This is a genomic window from Paenibacillus sp. FJAT-27812, from assembly GCF_001273905.1.
Classification (GTDB): Bacteria; Bacillota; Bacilli; order Paenibacillales; family Paenibacillaceae; genus Pristimantibacillus.
Window position 1 is genome coordinate 6,944,457 of the sequence record NZ_LIGH01000001.1, and the last position, 20,590, is coordinate 6,965,046.

Genomic DNA, 20,590 nt, shown 5'->3' on the forward strand with positions numbered 1-20,590 from the left:
AAATGGGATTCCGTTGGAAGCATTGCTGCAAACAACGAAATCCCTCCTCTGCCGAGCCGCTCCTTAGAATTAATTAAGAGCCGGCTCTTTTTTTAATTTATCTGCTTGTTCAGGCTGTTCCAGATTCGCTTTGGCTTTCATATCGTTCGAAGTGCGAAGCGGAATTTCTTTTAAGAAAAACACAAGTACGAATGCAACGATCAGCAAGGACATGCCGAATAAGAAAACAACGGTTAACGAATCGCTTAGTACCGAACGTACCATTTCGATAATGTGCGTAAATAATGGTTGAATCTGCTCCGGAAGCGTCGCGTGCAGCTCTTTCAGCTTAGGCTGATCAAGAAGCATTTGCGGGTTCAGGAAGCTCGTTAATTTCTCGGCTGTTGCAGGATCTACCTTCGATAAATCCGGCCCTTCACCTGCTTTTACGGCAGCCTCCAGCTTGCTTGTTAATGTTGAGTTCATAACCGTACCCATTACCGCGATCCCGATTGTACCGCCTAGGTTACGGAACAGGGTAGCAGTAGCCGTAGCTACACCCAGCTCAGAAGGCGCTACGGCGTTTTGAACCGTCAGCGTAAATACTGGCATTGCAATACCGAGTCCAATACCAAATACGATCATAGCGGCAACAGCCACGCCAACATTGGTCATAAAGGCCATCATAAGCATACCAATAACCATGAATGGCATACCCGCCATTGCAAATCGTTTATATTTGCCTGATTTAGAAATCCAGCGACCTGATAAGGTACTAAGAATAATCATCGCAATCGACATCGGCATATTAACGAAGCCTGATGTTGTTGGCGAAATGCCAAGCACACCCTGTACGAAAAACGGCAGATACATCATCGCGCCCATCATTCCGGCATTCATGAGGAAGCCGATGGAGTTGGAAACCGTAACGATGCCATTTTTAAACATCGCCAAAGGCAGCACCGGGCTTTTTGCTTTGCGCTCAATAAGAAGCAAAATAACTAAAAATACAGCGGCTGCCGCAAGCAGTCCGATTATTTCGAAGGAACCCCAGTCGTATTTCGTTCCTGCCCATGAGAAGCCAAGCAACAACGCGATAATCGTCAGCGTTAAAAATAACGAACCTAAGTAATCGATCGATTCCGTCGTTTTGCGCGCTGTTTTCGGAAACATTTTCCAAATCATCCCAAATGCTACTAGACCAAGCGGAAGGAAGATCCAGAAAATCCATTTCCACGCGATATGGTCAACCATGAATCCGCCAAGCGTTGGACCAAGGACACTGGAGAAACCAAAAATAGCCATCATGATGCCGGTCCATTTTGCTCTCTCACGCGGTGCGAATAAATCCCCTACCGCCGTGACGGTGGCGGACATTAGAATACCGCCTCCTAAACCTTGTATGCCTCGATACGTAATCAACTGAAAAATCGATGATGACGTTCCGCAAAGAAAGGCGCCAATAATAAAAAGTACAATCCCGACTAACAGGAATGGTTTTCGTCCATAAATATCAGACAGTTTCCCTACCAGCACAGTGGCAATTGTTGAGGTGAGCATATAGATCGTGATGACCCAAGTGTAATACTCGATGCCCCCTAAAATTGCAATAATTCGCGGCATTGCCGTACTCACGATCGTCTGATTGATAGCTGCGAAGAACATCGCTGCCATCAGAGCAATCATGATGGTAACTTTTTTCTTTTGAGTTAATTGCTCCATTTGCCCTGCACTCCTAAACATTTTATTTTATTATGACCCATTGGCAGCAAAACTAATTTTTTTAATTTAGTTAGGTTGCCAACCTATTATATGATGATACAATAACTTTAGTACTAAAACAACTGGCAAATCATTTTAATTGAAAGCACCGCAATAAAAGCATTAAGAACGTAAAAAAAAACAGGCCAGAGTAATCTCTGGCCTGTTTGCTTCCATCTATATTAATCGCCTAACGGAAACCAACCTGGCGTATGGACAATAGCCTGCCATAATGGTGTTGGCACGACCAAACGATCTTGGTCGGCTCTGCTAAGCGTTGTTTTTATTTCTGCTTCTCTTCCCTCGGCCACCTTCTCAACCCAGTCCGGCTCTACGATAAGTTCCCTTCCAATAGCAACAAGCGGAATTCCCGTATCAAGAGCCTTCACCGCGTCATCCGGCGTATGAATGGAGCCTACACCGATAATAGGCACTAAATGCCCAACGCGCTCCTGTATCCACTCCACGCGTGCTTTGGTCTCATCTGCGCCGCGTCTTGGCAGAGACCAGAAATCCATCAACGATACATGAAGGTAATCGAGCTCCTTGCCCGCCAGCTCATCAACCAGCTTGAAGGTATCCTCCATCGTAATGCCTGGTGTTGTCGCTTCCTCAGGAGAGAAACGGTAACCTACAATAAACGGCGCTTTTGCGTGCTCAGCGACTACTCGTTTTACTTCATCAACTACTGCCAGCGGGAATCGAAGTCTATTTTCAATGCTTCCGCCCCATCTATCTTCACGCGTATTCGAATGAGATGAGAAAAACTGCTGCAATAGGTAACCGTTGGCGCCATGAATTTCAACACCATCAAAGCCTGCTGCAATCGCTCTTCTTGTCGTTTCTCCAAAGTGGCGGATAATTTCCACAATTTCCTCGTCGCGCAAAGCTCTAGGAACTACAGTCGCGTTTTGCTCTGACGCTACCGCGCTTGCGCTAACGACATCTTCGCCGGGAACTAAACTCGGAGGACATTCTCTGCCGCCATGAAAAATTTGCAAGACCGCCTTTGAACCTTTTTCTTTAATCGTAGAAGCTAAGCTTCTTAGGCTAGGGATCATTTCATCGCTGTCACCCGCAAATTCACCAGCAAAACCTTTGCCATTTGGCGAAACATAAATACAAGCCGTTATGACAAGGCCAACACCGCCTGATCTGCGGCTATAATAGCTGAGCTCGGATTCGGAAACAGTTCCATCCTCATTTGAGGAAAAATGGGTCATCGGCGCCATCACGACGCGGTTTTTTAATTCAACTCCGCTATTCAAAGAAAACGATTCAAACAATGGCTTATAATTGGATTTCATTACTTACATCTCTCCCGTTATCCTATTTATATTCACACATTAACTGTAACTTTTTTTGATACTGTAATATTAGTTTATACAGTTGCGACTGTCAAGCGGCAAAAAAAAAAGCATATTGAACCACTTGGCCCAAATGCTTTCTTAGTCTTAACAATTATGCTTGTTTATATAAAAATTCAATATCGCTTCTATTGGTATACAATGTCCAGTACTCTTCCGCAATTAAATCCGGATCATAAAAGGTCCCTTTGGATACATAACCGGCTATCGTTACCGTACCGACATAAATGCCTTGCGGATTCAGCTCCTCAGCTAATGTATAAACAAGCGAACGAATGCCAGCTTTGCCTATGGACAAGGAGGATACCGCTGCTGCCGGCGCCAAAGCAAGCCCTCCGCCCGTAAATAACAGCGTACCCTGCTTTCGCTCGATCATGGCCGGAATCACATGTTTCGCGCTGGTCAGAGCTCCCACTACATTCACCTTGAACTCATCGATAAGCCGGGATTCGGTCAAGTCAGTCGGCTTAACCTGAGAAATGACCGCCGCATTATAAAGGAGTACGTCCGGCTCTCCAAATTGCTGCTTAATTTGCGCAAATGCATTCGCAATGGAATCGGGGTCTGCTGCATCAGCTATAACAGCATACGCCTCAATATCCAGCTCCTCAAGCTCCTTCGCATACTGCTTAAGCGATGCTTCGTTGCGAGCAGCAAGCACGATCCGAAACCCTTCCTTGCCGAATTTCCTTGCAACCCCCGCACTAACGCCCGGTCCTGCACCAACAATGACTAATAGCGGTTTGCTCATTTTGTTCTCTCCTTTTCGTTTATATGACAGTCGTCCAATTGAAGGCTAGCATCCAAGTAATTACAAACTTTATCACTGCTAATAATCTTTTTCTAATCAATAAATTCTATTGGTTTATAGAATTCCTGTTATTCCAATTAAAAAAGTCCCCGAAGGTGCGATGTATACAAGCATAGCCTGTAAGCATCCCACATTGGGGGACTTCCGATTACTTATTTGAATAACAAATGATAAATAACTTGAGCCGCTTCTGCGCGGTTAGAGATGCCTTTTGGCACAAACAGCCCGGTTGTACGACCTTGGAGCAAGCCAAGCGCCGCAGCTTTGTTTACATCTTTGACTGCCCAAGCGCTTATTTGAGAAGCATCCTTGAAGGCGGGATGCGATGTTTCCTGAGCCGTACCAGACTTCAGCTCATACGCTCTTAGAACCAGTACAGCTAATTCTTCTCTCGTAATTTGCTCGGCTGGAGCAAATGTCAAAGCGCTTCGCCCTTGAATTAAGCCCGCTTTTACAGCTTTATTAATATCATTCGCATACCAAGCAGTTGCATTCACATCCGTAAAGGTTGAAGCGCCCTCATCCGTCAGCTTCAGCGCTCTGACTAGAAGCGAGGTAAATTCCGCACGCGTTACGCTGCGAGCCGGCTCGAATGCTGCTGCGGATGTTCCGGTTACGATCTGCTTGGCGGCCAGCTCTTTAATAACAGCTGATGCCCAGTGGCTGCTTGGCACATCCGTGAACGATTTATTCACTTCTAATAAAGCATATTTGCTAAAATGGCTAATTTCCGCAACCATCTCTCCGCCAACCACTTCGCCGCCAACATATTGCAGCGATCCGTCGTTCGCCACGTAGAAAATGCCAGCAAGCTTAGCATTGATGGAGGAAGCCAGCGGCATTTTTATCGTTAGCGGTTTGATGAATGCCGTTAACGCTTCCGTACTGCCGTCTTTAAACTGCAAATAAAGCGCAAAATCGAAGATACTGCCGCCTGCCTTTATTTCACCGTTTGTTTTGGTTTGAACGAGGCCCATTAATTCGTTGCTCAGGCTTTCCTTCAATGGTTCTGCTAGCAGGATGATGGAGCTGTCCTTCAGCCGTTCCGCCGATACCTTTCCTTCCAACTGCTTGAGCACGTCCTGTGGAACCAGCAGCTTCATACCGCCTGCTTGCACCTCAAGACTGCTGCTGCCAAGCAGCTCCGCAGCATTGTAAGGAAGTCTTACCTTAGCTATATTAGCCGGTAAAGTAACCTTAACTTTATTCCCTTCGGCGCTAGTCAGCTGCTGCGCCAAGACATCTACCACATCCGTCTCAGCTCCAGCTCCTGGAGTAGGCGTTGGTGTAGAAGGCGGTCCGCCAACGCCGCCAGCGATCGTTATCGTAGCGATAGAAGGGGTTGTAACTGATGTCTGATTGAGCTTGGAATCAATCAGCTTTACATCTTTAATCGTAATAGCCGCGTTAGATTGTTGCTTGGCAACAAACGTGAACGTAACCAGGTCTGCCGAACCGCTCACACTTGCGGTCGAGCCTGTTTTCGTATGCGCGAAAAGGAGATGATGGCCGCCTGCCTCCGACTGCTTAACTGGAACGGCAAATCCTTTAAGCTCCGTTTTCTCGCTGCCCGCCTGGAATTCCAGCAGTGCAGGGTCATAATAAACGGCAAGCTCGAGCGCATACAAATCGGATATGTGATCCGCTTTAACGGTAACTTGAACGCTCTGGCCCAAGGAAGGCTGATTGTCCGAGACGACAATTGAGGTGACAGGCGACTCAGCCGCGAAAGCCGCAGCTGGAAGCACGAGCAGCATCAGAAGCAATGTGCTGCACAGGATAAGCCATTTACGTGCCATAGGTTGTGATCTTCCTTTCAGGTTGAATTCGCGTCCATAGTGGAAGGATGGGAGGAACCGATCGAAGCCCCTCTCATCCTGTAATTGCTGCTATTGCCGATTAGGCAGCAGGCTCAAGCAGTGCTGGTTGTTCCTGCGGAGCTTCTACCAGTGCAGGCGTAGTCGATGGCGCCTCACGGTGATGCGTATGCTGCTCGTAGGAATAAGCAAGCTTGATTAGCGTTTGCTCATCGAACGGTCTGCCTAACAGCTCAATATTTTGCGGAAGCTTAGGAAGCATGCCGTTATCTACGAAACCTGCTGGTACTGAAATCGCCGGGAACCCGGAGAATGGACTTAACCGATTCGCGCTGCCCGCGCTCGTTCCCGACAAGCTGGAAGGAGGGTTGGCTGTCGATGGATACAGAAGAGCATCCAGATCATTATCGGTCATTACTTTCAGCAAGGACTGCTGGCTAAGCTTCGGACGGTTCAAAATAATGTCGATATACGCCGTATTCGTGCTCAAATCGCCAATCGCATTACGAGTCTTATACGACGCTAATTGATCGGTTAACATATCGGTATTCGATGCAATAATATCGCCCAATGAACGATAAGGTACAAGCGTCCCAGGTACATTATTGATATATTTTTCAAAATACTCATCTAATTGCGATTTGAACTCGTAGCCGCTCAAGCTGCTGTAATTCAAAATTTTCGTTAAATTCGGTACCTCGACATGAACGATCGTTGCTCCTGCCGCTTCCATATCTGCAATCGCTTGTTCAGTCAGTCCTTTTACTTTGGCATTTGTTCCAAGCAGTGCATCGATAACGCCGATGCGAGCTCCCTTCAGGCCGTCCGCGTCCAAATATTTGGTGTAAGTCGTCGGCGTTCTGCCAACGCTATACAATGTAGCAGCATCGTCCGGGTCATATCCTTTCAAAATATCCATCGAAATGGCGATATCCTCTACTGATCTTGCAATCGGTCCGCCAACATCCTGCGACAGCGCTAGCGGAATGATGCCCTCACGGCTAGTCAAGCCGATAGTTGGACGAAGCCCGACCAAGTTGTTGTAGGACGATGGAACGCGAATGGAGCCGCCTGTATCCGTACCCAGGCCAATAACACCAAAGTTGGCTGCAAGCGCTGCGCCTGTGCCGCCGGAAGATCCGCCCGGATTTTTCGTCAAATCATATGGGTTGAGCGTTTGGCCGCCAAGCGAGCTGATTGTTGATAAGCCAAAAGCAAACTCATGCAAATTGGATTTTGCCAAAATAATCGCTCCGGCATCCTTTAGCTTCTCTACCATAAAGGCATCGCTAGTCGTAAAATTGTTTTTGAGGCAAGTACAGCCTGCGCTTGTAGCCATTCCAATCGTATTGTAGTTATCCTTTACAATGATGGGCACGCCGTGCAGCAGGCTTCTCGCACCTGTCTTTTTGCGCTCATCGTCAAGCTGCTTCGCAATCGTCAAAGCGTCTGGATTGATCGAAATAATCGATTTCAATGCGGGGCCGGCAGAATCATAAGCCGCGATACGCGCCAAATACATTTTTACAAGCTCAACCGCGCTTAACGTACCCGCTTCCATCGCATTTTGAATATCCATGACGCTGGTCTCCATCACATCAAATGATTTACCGGCATCAAAGACGATGATCTTCCCTAGCGCCGCTAGATCCGAAATTTCAATGACGCCATTGCCGTCAAAATCCGAGGCAGCTACTTTGGACCAATCCGGGCTGCTATTGTTAATCCCGAAATAAGTGATCAATACCGCTAAATCACCAATATCCACGACATTGTTACCGTTAAGGTCGCCCTTGACGCCAGTTTCCTCGGCTGAGACAGCAATGCCATGCGTCGATGCAGGAGCTTTGATCATAGCCCCCTCCGCATCAACGCCAAGCTCGGCGGATACTTGGATGTTGTTGACTCCGGCCCTTACTTTGGCGGTAAAGGTCAAGAGCAGCACCTTTTCCCCGTCGACTAGCGCATCTCCCGGGTTAGCCGTTACAATCGTAACTTGGCTGATGCCTTTATTTTCGTTAATGATTTGTGTTTTGGCGGTTGCCGCGCTTGCTGACACATAATCGAACAGCGCCGAATTATAATCAACCGTAAACTTGCCCGCCTTCACTCCGCTTGCATACGTAGATAACGAAACGCTGACCTGAAACTGCTCGCCAACCTTTGCTAGGACAGGGCCGCTAAGTCCAATCGATGGCGATCCCGCTTCCAGCGTGATGACGTTGGCAGCCGCCTGTTCATTCGTGGCAATCGGTTCCTCTTGCTGGGCATATGTACGTGTTGGTGCTGCGATAAATGCAAGACTTGTTAATAGAGTAGTCGTAACGATAGCTGCACATAGCTTTTTAAAAAGTGAATTTTTCATCGAATCCTCCTTGGGTGTCTATGAAATGTCAATAAACATTACACTAGTAAATCGATAATACAGAAAAAACCTCAATTCTAGCTGCTGAAAAGTGTTAAAACTCCCCCTAATCCACCTATGTGTAATGTTATCTAACATATATAACTCTAGTATATTTATTAATCTAGCTTTTACAAATTGAAATATGCTAGAAAAAACGCTTTCATAGCTGAAATGCTAGTTATTGCTCCACCATTCAATTGATCACTCGATTTTTAATGGTTTTTTAATAAATATATTAGATTTAAACATATAACCTAACATAAACAGCACATGCAAATCATAAAATTGTATATATATGTATTTTTTGAACTGTAAGCTCACATGTAAAATAGCGGTACAGGAGGCTATTCCTGTACCGCTATTTTTTTAACTAGATTGTGAACATGCGAAAGAAAATAGAGCTAGAAACTAGCTCTATTTCACTCATACCAGCCGAAATACCAGAAATAAGTCTAGAAACTAGCCTTATTTCTGCGCACTCCACCCGCCAAAAGAGCAAGCTGCCTTCCAACCTTATGGATCAAAAATCTCCGAGAAAATGTAATCTGTTTGAGACAACCTCACTCTTTTTCATAAAGGAGCTGCTTTTAAGCCGTTGTAGAGGATGATTTGCGTTCCTTCAGATCCGTCTTCATTCCCGCTTTCCCCCCGAACGAGCTAAACGCGAAATAATAGATGCCGACTATAATTGCGGCAAGTATAGCCAAGGAAAAGAAAATGTTGCTGTACAGATAAGCTGCGCCATGAAGCGCGAACGGATTAAAATGGATTTTCGTTTCCTTCGCGTCCAGCAGCTTTCCGAGCACGCTCGTAGTCATCGCGCCGGAAATAAAGTTGAGCAAGGACATCAGTCCCATTCCAACCCCGATTTGCTCCTTCGTCAGCGTGCGCGAGATCGTATTGGACATTGCGATCTGCATGAAAGTTTGGCCCATGTTGCCAAATATGAGGACAAACAGAATGAGATACGGCGACGCTCCGACGAAGGTCGAGAGCAGAACAAAGCAAGTGAAGCTTAGCGAGATCGCTGTGTATACTAAGAAAGAATTTCCCTTCTCATCGGCAAGCCTGCCGCCTCGCCGGCCCATGAACGCTGAGGTAATGGCTGCCGGGAACATGATTAGACCAATTATCGCCGGTGAGAGGTTATTCAGGCCAGCTAGAAACTGCGGCGTCACAAACGGCATGCCGAAGCTTAAAGCTGTCGCTAGAAAAGTAATAAACAGTCCAAAGGAATACTTTTTATTGCTGAACAGTTTAGGTTGAATAAAGGGCTCTGCAGCCGTCTTAATCCGTACGATAAACAGAATTAACGAAACAACTCCCCCTAAACAAAATAACAAGTTCCCTAGTGAAATGGATAGCAGCAATAAAGCAACCGCCGCACCGAGCAGTATGCCGCCTATAAAGTCTATTTTTTGCGCGGCGCCCCTCTGGTTGTCTAAATACTTTCTAAAGAACGGCAGTGCGAGCAGCGGAATCAACGATAGCAGGAATAAAAATCTCCAATTGATCAGGCTCGTTACTAAACCTGCAACGATAGGAGCAAGCGCCGTACCGAGCGCCAACGCGGCAGCTACAGAACCTAACGCCCTGCCCCGCTTCTCAGGCGAGAAATAACGGACTGGAACAATCATCGCCGTAGCAGGAACAACTGCCGCTCCGCTAGCCTGCAATATTCGTCCAAGTACAATCATCCAATATTCATTAGCAAGGAGCCCGACGATAGACCCTAGCGCAAAAAATATCAAGCCAAACGTTAATAAGTCCTTCAATCTGTATTTATCCGCAAGCTTGCCGTATGTAACGGAGCCAACTGCGTATACGATCATATAGCCGGTCAGGAGCCAGCTTACCTGCGAGGGCGAAATGGCGAATTCTTTGCTAATAACCGGCATAACGACATTAAACATGGAAGCATTCATAATGGAGAATACTAATGTGAACGCCAAAATTGGCATAAGCTTCTCGCCGTTGTTCTGAACACTTGCGGTTTCCATCTTGACCTATACACCCTTTCTGTCTTATAATCCAACATTGTTTGAATTCAAACTAAATGTTTAAAAAATATGCTTACAAGATGTCTACTCGTAAGCGCTAATGATTTTTCTAATCAGTGCTCGAAAGGTTGCGGACTCTTCATCATTTAGAGGCAGATTCGCTTTATCCTTTGCCTTCATGACGGCTTGCAAGCTTTGCTGATGCATTGCGTTGCCTTGCTCTGTCAAATAAATCCGCTTCATTCGTGCATCCTGCTCATGATCGCAACGAATGACCCAGCCCTTCCTTACCATGCCATTTATTAAGCTGGTTACGCTCGATTTATCAATAAACAGCAGCTTCTCCAAATCGGCGTTCATCGCTCCCGGCTTCATCGACAGCAAGTGCAGGGATTGGGACTGCTGCGGGGTTAATCCAAGCGGACGCAGCGCCGAATCAATTTCACGCCGAATATTAATGAAAGCGAGCTTTATGAGTAAAGTATGGCTATCCTCATGCTCCCAAGGAAAACGAGAAATATGGTTATCATCTCCCATAAGGAGCCTCACGCCCTTCAACTTGTTTGAATTCAAACTAATTTTAGAAGGGATCATCTAATTTGTCAACGTTATATTTCAATAAACCTTTTAGCTTTGTTCTCCCAATTAACCAGAAAGATGCCGATGCAAATAAATACGCCGCCAACTAACGCATACCACTTCACCTGCTCTCCGAGCAGAAGCCAGCTGCTGAGCACACCAAAAAACGGAGCTAAAAATAAAAAGGAGCTGGTTTTCGCCGCATCTCCGCTTCGCAGCAAATAAAACCAAATCGAAAACTGGATGATCGAGCAGAAAATCGCCAGCCAGAGCAGTACACTTACCGACTTAATCGATATTGTAAAATACGGATGCTCCGTGAATCCGCTTATAAGAAGCAGAGCGACACCGCCGGCAAGCATCTGATAAGCAGCGAGCGCGGTCATATCAAAGCCTGGACCCCAGCGCTTGATCAACAAAGTCGCAGCAGCGAAGCAGGCTGCCCCGCCGAAGCTGATGAACGTTCCCGGCTGGAGCGACAGATGGAGACCGAACGAAGGCTACGCCTATGAAGCCAAGCACAACGCCGAGCCATTGTCGCCTGCTGTAGATTGCGCCTGCAAACAAAGTCGCAATAATGATCACGATAAGCGGACTAATGCTCGTAATTATGGCGGATTCGCTGGACGTAATCCAGTACATGCTGTAGTAGACGCAGCCCATCACCGCAGCTGTTTGGAACAACCCAATTACTACAGCCTGCAGCCATTGCTTCCTGCCGCGAGGCCTTGGTCTCTTCGCTACGATTAGAGCAAGCAAGCCGCCTGCCAGCACGTACCTAAGCCCCATCAGAAAAAATGGCGGCGCGTAGTTTAATCCGATTTTACCGATTGGAAACGCTATGCCCATTAATAATGTCGTCACAACGATTAGACTCATGTATTTGTATTTGTTCATGGTGTACGTCCTTTCTATCTGCCATTCCAGCTGTCAAAAGTTATAGCGATTGCCCGCCATCTACCGTGATCATTTGACCTGTCATCGATTCTTGCTGCAATACGGCGCATATTAAGCTTGCGATGTCTTCGGGGGTTGAGATCCGCTGGAGCAAAATTTGACCGGCCAACCGGCGCATAATCTCTTCCCGTCCCTCCCACCACCTTGTCGCAACCGCGCCCGGCACGACGCAGCATACTCTTATTTCAGGGGCAAGCGCACGTGCTAAAGATTTCGTTAAGCCATGCACCGCCGCTTTGGAAACGGCGTATGGCAGCGATGATCCTAGGCCCGTTACACCCGCAATGCTGCCAACGTTAACGATGGCCCCCTGATTATTTGTCTTCATATAAGGACTAACCGCACGTGCGCAGTAAAACATGCCTTTTACGTTAACGTCGTAAAGCTCATCCCAATCCTCATCCATGACATCCTCTAATCGATCAAGCGGAATATGGCGCGTGATGCTTGCATTATTCACCAGCAAATCGACGGTTCCAAAAAGCTGCGCAACCGAGTTCACCATCTCCTTTACCTCGTTATACTTGGACACATCTGCTTGGATCGCTATTGCCGTGCCGCCCGCGCTATGAATAAGCTGGACGGTTTCCTCCGCATCCGCTTTGGATCTCGAATAATTAACTGCTACCCGGACGCCCATGCCAGCAAGCGCTATGCTTGCTGCTCTTCCTACTCCCGTACCCCCGCCTGTTACGAGTGCAACCTTGTTTTTCATATCCATCGTGCATCTCTCCTTTAACTATTTTTAATTGGCCATTCCGACTTTTCCCCTTGCGCTTTACCGTTCTAACTCCATTGTAAGCAGGCCTTGGTTTTATGTATAATGATCATTAAAGATATTAAGTATCATAATTAGTGATAGCTGAGAAAAAGTATTTATCGGAACGATTTCTGGGGAGGTTACTTACGATGGAGAGTGCGGATCTGCGTGTCTTTCATATGGTTGCACGCGAGGGCTCCATTACTAAAGCTGCTCTTAAGCTAGGCTATGTCCAGTCCAACGTTACCGCAAGAATTCGAAATCTTGAGTCTGAGCTTGGCACGGCACTATTTCTCCGCCATAACCGGGGAATGACCCTTTCCTCAAGCGGCAAAACGCTGCTTGCTTATGCCGACAAAATTATCGGCTTATTAGAGGAGGCAACGCAGGCGCTCACCTCTACGGATGAACCGAACGGCCCGCTTACGATCGGCTCAACGCAAACGGCTGCAGCGGTCCGGCTGCCAACGCTGCTCGCCGACTATTATGGACAGCATCCCAAGGTGCAGCTGTCGCTGACCACTGGACATTCCCAAGCCTTAATGGATAAAGTGCTTCAATATGAGCTTGACGGCGCGTTTATCGGCTGCGAATGCGAGCATCCGGACCTTAGCTCCTTTGCTGTATTTAATGAAGAACTCGTCATCGTGTCGCATATCTCCGTTAGAAGCATCGAAGAAGCGTTCGCTAAGCCTATCCTCGTCTATAGCATGGGCTGCTCCTACCGCGCCGTCCTAGAGAAATGGCTGCAAGCAAGCGGCTTAACAAATCCGACGATTATGGAATTTGGGACGCTTGAAGCGATCGTAGGCGGCGTATCCGCTGGGCTTGGCATCTCCTTGATGCCCAAAATCGTCGTTGTAAAACAAGAAGCAGAGGGCGCTATCCGAACGCATGCGATACCCGAAACGATCAAGTACATGAAAACGGAGTTTATTACCCGCAAGGACTCTTTTGTAAGCAGCGCCTTGCATGCATTCATAGAAAAACTGCCGCGCGTAAGCAGCGAGTAATGAAAAAACACCACGAAAAGCGACCTATCGCTCTCTCGTGGTGTTTCTCGTTTTAGCCTAAAAATGTAGTTCAAATGTTTCAATTAACAGCCATTTGGTTATAAACAATTAACTAGAGACATATCATTTAATAGAATAGTAGTTTTCACTAAGGGAGGATTATGAAATGGAATATATACTAAACAAATCATTTAAAGATGAAGAGGTTTACTTTGACGGATCACATTATATCGGCTGTTCGTTCACGAACTGTACGATTCATATCTCTTCCCTTCGCTTCAATTATGACCGGTGCACGTTCTCTGGCTCAAAATTCAAGCTAAACCGCAGTCTCCTATTGCTGCAAAATGTGTATTCGCTTCTGCCTTCCGCAGTAGCGGCAGCTAGGTAAATCCGTTATCCATCCTTAAATCAAAAACGTCCCCCAAACGAATCATGATGCTGATTCGTTTGGAGGGCGTTTTTTGTGCATGCTGCTGCTAAAGTTCATGTTAAAAACAGTCCAAACACCTTTTTGCAGCTATTTTTTCGTCGCAGGTTAACGACATCGTCCGTCCCGATTTTATTCAGCTTCGCGAACAACGCTTCCATGCCATGTTTCAGATTGTAGTCGATTTCTTCCTGATAGATCGGGATCAATGTGAAGAAATGCACGACTTTGTCTCTGGAAAGGCTCAAATTAAAAAACGCCGGTTTATCTTCCACTTCCGGAAGCGCGAGAAGCATGCCTGTAAACTTCACATCCGCGTGGTAAGGTTTCGCTGGATTACCGTTCGCAAGGGTATGTCCCATATAAAGCCATGTTTGAAACTCATGCGGAAATCTCGCCAATGTTTTCAACGCTCGAACGGGCCAGTAATAACGCTCATCCTCAAAATCCTCGTTTGAAATCTTCCAAGTAGGCGGCAGGCAGATCATCATCTCGGAATAGCGGTATTCCTCCGCCCCTTCCGGAACGGTCATCGGCAATTCACTCATTCCATACGTAACCAATGTATAATAATTCCGCTTCGGGGTTGGACCCGCAACGATAATATCGATGGCTGTAATATCTGAAATGATTTCACGAAATACGCCTGCGATTGGGCCAATATATTTTTCAACATGGTTATAGATTTTCTCGTAATTTTCTGCTGAACGAACCATAAATAAAACTACCTCCATCTGCTTTATCCTACATGTATCATATTTTTCGACAAAATTCTTCATTTTCCTTCCTTTAACCCCAATAATTCCAAAAAAACTTTTTTTATCGGAGGAATAAGATTCATGGAGCCATGCTTCTATTCCGTCTCTGGTCTGATCGTTATCACGACCAATGTCTAAACCAAGAGGTAGACTAGAGGATGTTTTTCCCATCTTACTCTCCCCATACAATGATTACATCAAGCCGAATATGGAAAATAAGGAGAAGATACCATGTCTATGGAGAGAAAGAGGAGGACCATTGAAAAGCTGAAGCCATCAGTTGCCTTTTTTGAAGGGGAAAAAGGGCTCGTCCTTACCGGGCTGCTCGGCTTCCTGCTTGCAGGGATTTGTGCCGTATGGGTATTGCTTTACGGAGCGCCTGTCGCACCAAATGGGAACGCATCACATGCATTTTCCTTTAATGCAGCACTTGGAATCTTTTTGCTGTCGACGGCGGCGATCGTTCCTTTTTCCGCTATGGGATCAAGAAGCAGAGCTTTCTTCAGATGGTCGTTTATCCTGCTTGCGTTATATTCCTATTTTGCCGAAACGGTGCAAAATTTCCGCGGCGCCAACCCGAGGTTTGTAAATGGCGGCTCGTCCTTTGACGTTGCAGTCGATTCCATTTTCACCTTCGTCGCATTGTTGCTCATCTTGTTTTATCTGTTCCTTGCCATTCATTTTTGCCGCAGAAAAGCTTATTTGCTCAGACCTGGGCTGGTCACCGGCATACGTTACGCTATGATCGCCATCCTGTTCTCGTTTGCCGCAGGCATCTGGATTTCCATCAATCAAGGCCGCGTAGTTGGTGCCGAGGGAAATATTATTGTGCTGCACGGCCTTGGATTCCACGCGCTTCAAGCCGTACCCGTTGTCGCTTGGCTCACTGAGCGAACTTCATTTACGGCAAGGGCTCGCAGCTTATGGATTCATTTTACGGGGATTACTTTCTTGCTCGGTTTAATCGTAATTGGCTGGCAGACGTATCTTGGCCGCAGCATCATCGATTGGTCGCCGCTTTCGCTTCTCGTGTGTGCATGCTTCCTGCTCTCAATAGCAGCGGGAGGGTATGTTCTATATAAAATGATCATAAATACGACTTCCGATCAAAAGGCCGTACCCCGCAATCTTTAAAGGCACCAGGATTGCCGCATATTCAGCTGCCGCTGATAATAGAAGCCAAATCATCCAAAGGTTCATCTTCATTGTTGAAGATGAACCTTTTGTTATATAATAACAAATGGAGTTAGAACATAAATTCTAAAACATTTAGCGATACATAAACACGTCTGGTGACTATCACCATCCACTCTCATACATAGACGCAAGGGGAAATTCAATGAATTGGATTCGCGAAATCGCACAAAAGCTGCAACTCATTAAACTTTTATCGATCCTTTACCGTGCTAAGCTGCTCCGAATCCTGCTCCCGTTCGCGATCATCGCGCTTGTTTACTGGGAAGGACAGAAGGAGTTCCGTACGATCGATTGGGGAATAACGCTGCATCATCTTCACCATGTTCATCCGCGAACGATTATTTTGATGCTGAGTTTTTCTCTCCTAGCTGTATCCGTGATGAGTGCTTATGATTTTTTAATACGCAAGCATTTTCATTTTTCCACGGGTAAATGGGATACGTTTCGTTATGGCTGGATTGCGAACACCTCCAACAATCTCATTGGTTTCGCAGGTTTAACAGGAGCTGGACTGCGAACGATCCTATACCGCAACCGTGATATTCCAATCACAAGCATCGCGGCTTCGGTTGCTTTCCTCTCCACGATTACGTTTACCGGACTATCCCTAATGGCATGGCTTGGCATCATTGGCATTTTTCCGATCAAAGCTATGACTGAAGAACATCATTGGCTCATTTACGCCGTGTGGGCAACAGCCCTTTATTTGCCGCTTTTCATTTTGCTGCAGCGTACGTCGCTGTTCTCCAAATGGATTAATCGGAATCGAGGGCAGCTTAATTGGCGCATCATGAGCGCTTCAATCGGGGCTTCCTTCTTGGAGTGGTTTTTTGCCGGCATGACTTTTTGGCTTATTGGGGCGATGTTCCTTCCGGATCTCACCTTTACGAATGCACTAGGCATCTATACCGTTGCCGCTATTGCCGGCATTATCAGCATGGCGCCCGGAGGCATCGGAGGTTTTGATTTAACGGCGATACTTGGTTTGCAGCTGCTCGGGTTTCCTCCTGACAAGTGCGCTGTCGTACTCGTATTGTTCAGGGTTCTGTACTATATCGTGCCATGGCTGATCGGCCTTATGATGGCTGCTTTCGAATTTCCGATCAACCTTAAACGCAATGAGCAATCTGACGGCGGCATCATGGACCGTGCCTTGAATTTATGGCAGAAGGTTTGGCGCTGGCCTGGCCAGTTCGGATTTGTTGGCGAAATTGGCGCTTGGTCGCTGGGCAAGCTTGTATTCGCAAGCGGGGTCATTTTGCTGTTATCCGCCGCAACGCCCGGCATGCTGTACCGTCTGCGATACACGGAAGAGCTGCTGTCGCTCCCTATTATGCGAATATCCCACCAGCTCAGCGTTATTATCGGCATCCTTCTGATCGTGCTCTCACGCGGAATTTCGTTAAGGGTAAAACGCGCTTATTATTGGACGCTCTTGCTGCTTTGCGCAGGCTCCGTTTTCACCTTAGCCAAAGCCTTCGATTATGAGGAGGCCATATTCCTGCTCATTGTGGCGCTGCTGCTATGGGTTTCAAGGCACCGCTTTTACCGTATTGCAGTGCCCCTTGGCAAATATAATGCGGCTGGCTGGGGATTGGTTACGCTTCTTATCGTCTACGGGTATTACCTCGTCGGCTCCCATATTCATCCGGCATTCCTTAGGCATCTTCCGAAGAGAGCCCACGCCGATTGGCTGTTAGAGCCGACTCAGCATACGATCGTCGCGGTATTTGGTCTCTTGATTGCTTGGCTCATTCTGTCGCTGCTTTATCTATTTCGGCCAAAACCGTTATCGATTGACGGCGCCACTCCAGATGAGCAAGCAAAGCTGCAAACCTTTTTAGAGCATGAGCAGGGAAACCTCCTGACGCATATGCTTTTTACCGGGGACAAAAGCTTCTTCTGGGCTATGGATGATCGCATATTAATTCCTTATGCCAAAATTAGAAACAAGCTGGTCGTGCTAGGCGATCCCTTAGGTCCTAAAAGCTTGATCAGCGGAGCTATTCAGCAGTTCCAGCAATTCTCGGACCAATTTGCGTTAGAGGTCGTATTTTACCAGGCTTCACCCGATTATTTGCCATTCTATCATGAGAACGGCTACCGTTTTTTCAAGCTTGGCGAGGAAGCTTTGGTTCATTTGGAAAGCTTTACGCTTGTCGGCAAACAAAATGCAAGCTTGCGTACGGTTAAAAACCGTTTTGAACGCGAAGGCTTCCATTTCGAGATTGCTCAGCCTCCGCATGATCATGCATTATTGGAGAGGCTAGCCTTTATTTCAAACCAGTGGCTGGACGGGAAAGCTGAAAAGGGCTACTCGCTTGGCTGGTTCGAGGAAAGCTATTTGCAAAAAGCGCCTGTAGCGCTGCTCCGGAATCCCGACAATGATGTCGTAGCTTTCGCTTCGATCGCACCGGGCTATGACGGCGCTTCGATATCCGTCGATCTAATGCGGTATTTGAAAGCTACGCCTAATGGAACGATGGATCAGCTCTTCATTTGTTTATTGGAGTGGGCCAAGGCGCAGGGCTACGCCCGCTTTAACCTAGGCATGGCTCCCCTCTCAAGCGTCGGCCAAAGCCAATCCGCTATCAAGGAAGAGAAGCTCGCCCGCATCCTATTTCAATATGGGGGAAGCTGGTATGGTTTTGTCGGTCTTAGGCGGTATAAGGAGAAATTTTCGCCGAATTGGGAGCCTCGCTACCTCGCTTATCCAGCCTCGGTATCGCTTCCGTTACTGCTGATCGAGCTGGTCCGTTTAATTGCAAGAAAACCAAGCAAACACAAATAAAAGCCAAGCCCATGTTTTCGATCATGGGCTTGGCTTTTATCTATTTGATCAACTGCTTAATTGATGCTGCCTACAAGCTTCATTACGGCATCCCTTGTGAGCTTGTTGCCGCCTGCAGCAATAAGATTAACGGTCGCATGCGCTAGCGTAAGCGGGATTTTACAGAAATCCAAAGCGGGTCCGCCCTTCAAATCTACGATGTAAGAATCAGCGAGCTTTAGGTTGCGCCGCGTGTACTTGATCATTTCCTTCGTGCCCCAGCCATCCGGAAAAAAGTCTACGCCGCGTTCCAAATCTTCTTTGCGATTGCGCAAAATATTAACAGCCTGCAAACCTCTGCCGAAGGCAACCGCTTTCTCTTGGTCTGATTTTGTGCCGTCGTACCAGAACCAAATTTCAGATAACATTTCCCCTACCATGCCTGCTACGCTATACGTATAACCGTCCAAATCCTCTTCCGTCCGGATGTTCCAGCTTACATGAACCCATTCAGCCATCTGCTTGGCCATTTTTGAAGTGTTGCGATATACGACCTCGGTAACAGTGGGGGGACATAATAGAGCCCATTCATGAATTCGCATCGTCACGTCGGGCAGCACGCCACGATAGGGGGACAACAGCTTTTGGGATTCATTAACGACATCTTTGGACTCGAATGCATCATGAATGCCATTCAAAAGCTCTACTTTCACATCGTCCTCAAGCGTCTCATGGTCCTCAATTTCGTCAATCGCACGCATGCACAAATAGGCAGCTGCAACTGCTTCTTTTAATCCTTCTTTTAAACGATTAATGGGAATATAAAAAGTACGGCTTGTTTTCTTCAACATGATCATAGCATCATTCAAAATAAAAACTCCTTCATTATGGCAGCTTTGCTTTTGGCTTGTTTTAATCGTTACTATTATAATACCATACATGGATTTAGATGTGCACCGTTACTGCGATTTACTGGAGCCAGCCGCCTCTTGTCTGGGAGCATCTGTAACATCAGCTTTAATCTAGGAGGCATTTCCGATCGATGATTTATATTTTGCCTTTAATCCGAAGGATTATGTATCAAATTTTCCCAGTTTTTTAGAACCCAAAATAGCCAATATCGCAAAAACAAATCTATAAACTAGTCTTATTGTACCGAGGTAATCAATGGAACCAAAAGAAACGTCCTTCAATAGAAAGCGATGCGTCCGGAACTAGCTGATAACCTTTTGGTTACTAACTCACCTTAAGATAACTACTTTTCCTCCCTTCGTCTATCGATTATACTCAAAACAATGCTGTTTACTTGAGGGGGATAACATGATGCAAGACTTTGCATTAGTAGGAACGGACGTAGGAAACCCGGCTAGACAGGGATCGACGAAGAAGTATCCAGATGGGTATCTAGTGACTGCTGGCGGCACAGATATTTGGGGAACGTCCGACCAATTTCATTTTGCATATACAACCCATACAGGCGATTTTGATTTTACGGTCCGTTTGGAGTCACTGAGCAGTGCGGACTTATATACGAAAGCTGGGATTATGGCACGCGAGACTTTGGATGCCGGCAGCCCTCATATTTACCATATGGTATTTCCCGATAACAGCGCCAGAAATAAGAACAACGGCGGATATGAGCTTCAGTTCCGCGTAAAACCAGACGGTGACAGCGCAGCGGTCTATCCTTCCGATTACACATCAGAAACACCGGAGTTTCCCGTGTTTTTTCCCGAGACATGGATTAGGCTGAAGCGTACGGGAAACAACTTTGAAGCCTTTGGCCGTGCGGGAGAGGAACAATGGAAGTTGTTTGCCTCGCAGCATTTGGAGCTTAACGCTTCGCTTGAGCTAGGTTTGGCCGTTACGGCTCATCATCTAGACGAAACCGTCCTAGCCTTTTTTAAAGATCTACATATGGAGTAGCGCTTAGCTTCTGATTAGCCAATGCCGTTCTGATCCGCAAATCAAAAAAACTTGATCT

General features: G+C 46.7%; 17 protein-coding genes. 5 read left to right on the forward strand and 12 right to left on the reverse strand.

Annotated features, from left to right (window positions below; all coding sequences use genetic code 11):
- Window positions 1–69: 69 nt before the first annotated feature.
- The 10 genes from ADU23_RS29950 to ADU23_RS29990 form a co-directional block, all read right to left on the reverse strand.
- Complete coding sequence (locus ADU23_RS29950; RefSeq protein WP_053377108.1) at window positions 70–1,701, reverse strand: MDR family MFS transporter; 1,632 nt, start codon at window positions 1,699–1,701, stop codon at window positions 70–72.
- A 221-nt stretch (window positions 1,702–1,922) separates the two neighbouring features.
- Window positions 1,923–3,047 carry an NADH-dependent flavin oxidoreductase gene (locus tag ADU23_RS29955; protein ID WP_053377109.1) on the reverse strand — a complete coding sequence of 375 codons (1,125 nt, stop codon included), beginning with the start codon at window positions 3,045–3,047 and terminating at the stop codon, window positions 1,923–1,925.
- Between the two features lie 154 nt (window positions 3,048–3,201).
- Entirely contained in the window at window positions 3,202–3,858 is a 657-nt protein-coding gene (locus tag ADU23_RS29960) for an SDR family NAD(P)-dependent oxidoreductase (RefSeq protein WP_053377110.1), read from the reverse strand.
- 212 nt (window positions 3,859–4,070) lie between these two features.
- Complete coding sequence (locus tag ADU23_RS29965; RefSeq protein ID WP_053377111.1) at window positions 4,071–5,717, reverse strand: S-layer homology domain-containing protein; 1,647 nt, start codon at window positions 5,715–5,717, stop codon at window positions 4,071–4,073.
- 100 nt (window positions 5,718–5,817) lie between these two features.
- Window positions 5,818–8,100, reverse strand: a complete 2,283-nt coding sequence (locus tag ADU23_RS29970; RefSeq protein WP_082311251.1) for an amidase family protein — start codon at window positions 8,098–8,100, stop codon at window positions 5,818–5,820.
- Between the two features lie 629 nt (window positions 8,101–8,729).
- Complete coding sequence (locus ADU23_RS29975) at window positions 8,730–10,142, reverse strand: MFS transporter (RefSeq protein ID WP_053377112.1); 1,413 nt, start codon at window positions 10,140–10,142, stop codon at window positions 8,730–8,732.
- Window positions 10,143–10,226: 84 nt separating this feature from the next.
- Entirely contained in the window at window positions 10,227–10,679 is a 453-nt protein-coding gene (locus ADU23_RS29980) for a MarR family winged helix-turn-helix transcriptional regulator (RefSeq protein ID WP_053377113.1), read from the reverse strand.
- 71 nt (window positions 10,680–10,750) lie between these two features.
- Window positions 10,751–11,137 carry a DMT family transporter gene (locus tag ADU23_RS34120; RefSeq protein WP_331459299.1) on the reverse strand — a complete coding sequence of 129 codons (387 nt, stop codon included), beginning with the start codon at window positions 11,135–11,137 and terminating at the stop codon, window positions 10,751–10,753.
- Complete coding sequence (locus tag ADU23_RS34125) at window positions 11,109–11,618, reverse strand: DMT family transporter (RefSeq protein ID WP_331459300.1); 510 nt, start codon at window positions 11,616–11,618, stop codon at window positions 11,109–11,111. Before ADU23_RS34125 ends, ADU23_RS34120 begins: the two co-directional genes overlap by 29 nt.
- Window positions 11,619–11,658: 40 nt before the next feature.
- The gene (locus ADU23_RS29990; RefSeq protein ID WP_053377114.1) at window positions 11,659–12,399 is read right to left on the reverse strand and encodes an SDR family NAD(P)-dependent oxidoreductase; all 741 of its coding nucleotides are present in this window, start codon (window positions 12,397–12,399) and stop codon (window positions 11,659–11,661) included.
- Window positions 12,400–12,587: 188 nt separating this feature from the next.
- On the opposite strand from ADU23_RS29990, the gene ADU23_RS29995 reads away from it, so the two are divergent.
- Window positions 12,588–13,451 carry a LysR family transcriptional regulator gene (locus ADU23_RS29995; RefSeq protein WP_053377115.1) on the forward strand — a complete coding sequence of 288 codons (864 nt, stop codon included), beginning with the start codon at window positions 12,588–12,590 and terminating at the stop codon, window positions 13,449–13,451.
- A 166-nt stretch (window positions 13,452–13,617) separates the two neighbouring features.
- A complete protein-coding gene (locus ADU23_RS30000) occupies window positions 13,618–13,842 on the forward strand; it encodes a hypothetical protein (protein WP_053377116.1) in 225 nt (74 codons plus the stop codon).
- A 95-nt stretch (window positions 13,843–13,937) separates the two neighbouring features.
- Here ADU23_RS30000 and ADU23_RS30005 read toward each other — a convergent pair whose 3' ends face one another.
- Window positions 13,938–14,597 carry a suppressor of fused domain protein gene (locus ADU23_RS30005; RefSeq protein ID WP_053377117.1) on the reverse strand — a complete coding sequence of 220 codons (660 nt, stop codon included), beginning with the start codon at window positions 14,595–14,597 and terminating at the stop codon, window positions 13,938–13,940.
- A 273-nt stretch (window positions 14,598–14,870) separates the two neighbouring features.
- Here ADU23_RS30005 and ADU23_RS30010 point away from each other — a divergent pair, with 273 nt between their 5' ends.
- Both ADU23_RS30010 and mprF read left to right on the forward strand, forming a co-directional pair.
- Window positions 14,871–15,773: a hypothetical protein gene (locus ADU23_RS30010; RefSeq protein WP_053377118.1), complete on the forward strand. Its 903-nt coding sequence runs from the start codon at window positions 14,871–14,873 to the stop codon at window positions 15,771–15,773.
- Between the two features lie 205 nt (window positions 15,774–15,978).
- Window positions 15,979–18,627 (forward strand): bifunctional lysylphosphatidylglycerol flippase/synthetase MprF, encoded by a 2,649-nt coding sequence (mprF, locus tag ADU23_RS30015; RefSeq protein WP_053377119.1) that lies wholly within the window; start codon window positions 15,979–15,981, stop codon window positions 18,625–18,627.
- Between the two features lie 56 nt (window positions 18,628–18,683).
- Here mprF and ADU23_RS30020 read toward each other — a convergent pair whose 3' ends face one another.
- Window positions 18,684–19,463, reverse strand: coding sequence for a squalene/phytoene synthase family protein (locus ADU23_RS30020; protein ID WP_053377907.1), 780 nt, complete (start codon window positions 19,461–19,463; stop codon window positions 18,684–18,686).
- A 463-nt stretch (window positions 19,464–19,926) separates the two neighbouring features.
- Here ADU23_RS30020 and ADU23_RS30025 point away from each other — a divergent pair, with 463 nt between their 5' ends.
- Complete coding sequence (locus ADU23_RS30025) at window positions 19,927–20,532, forward strand: hypothetical protein (RefSeq protein WP_157266025.1); 606 nt, start codon at window positions 19,927–19,929, stop codon at window positions 20,530–20,532.
- Window positions 20,533–20,590 lie beyond the last annotated feature (58 nt).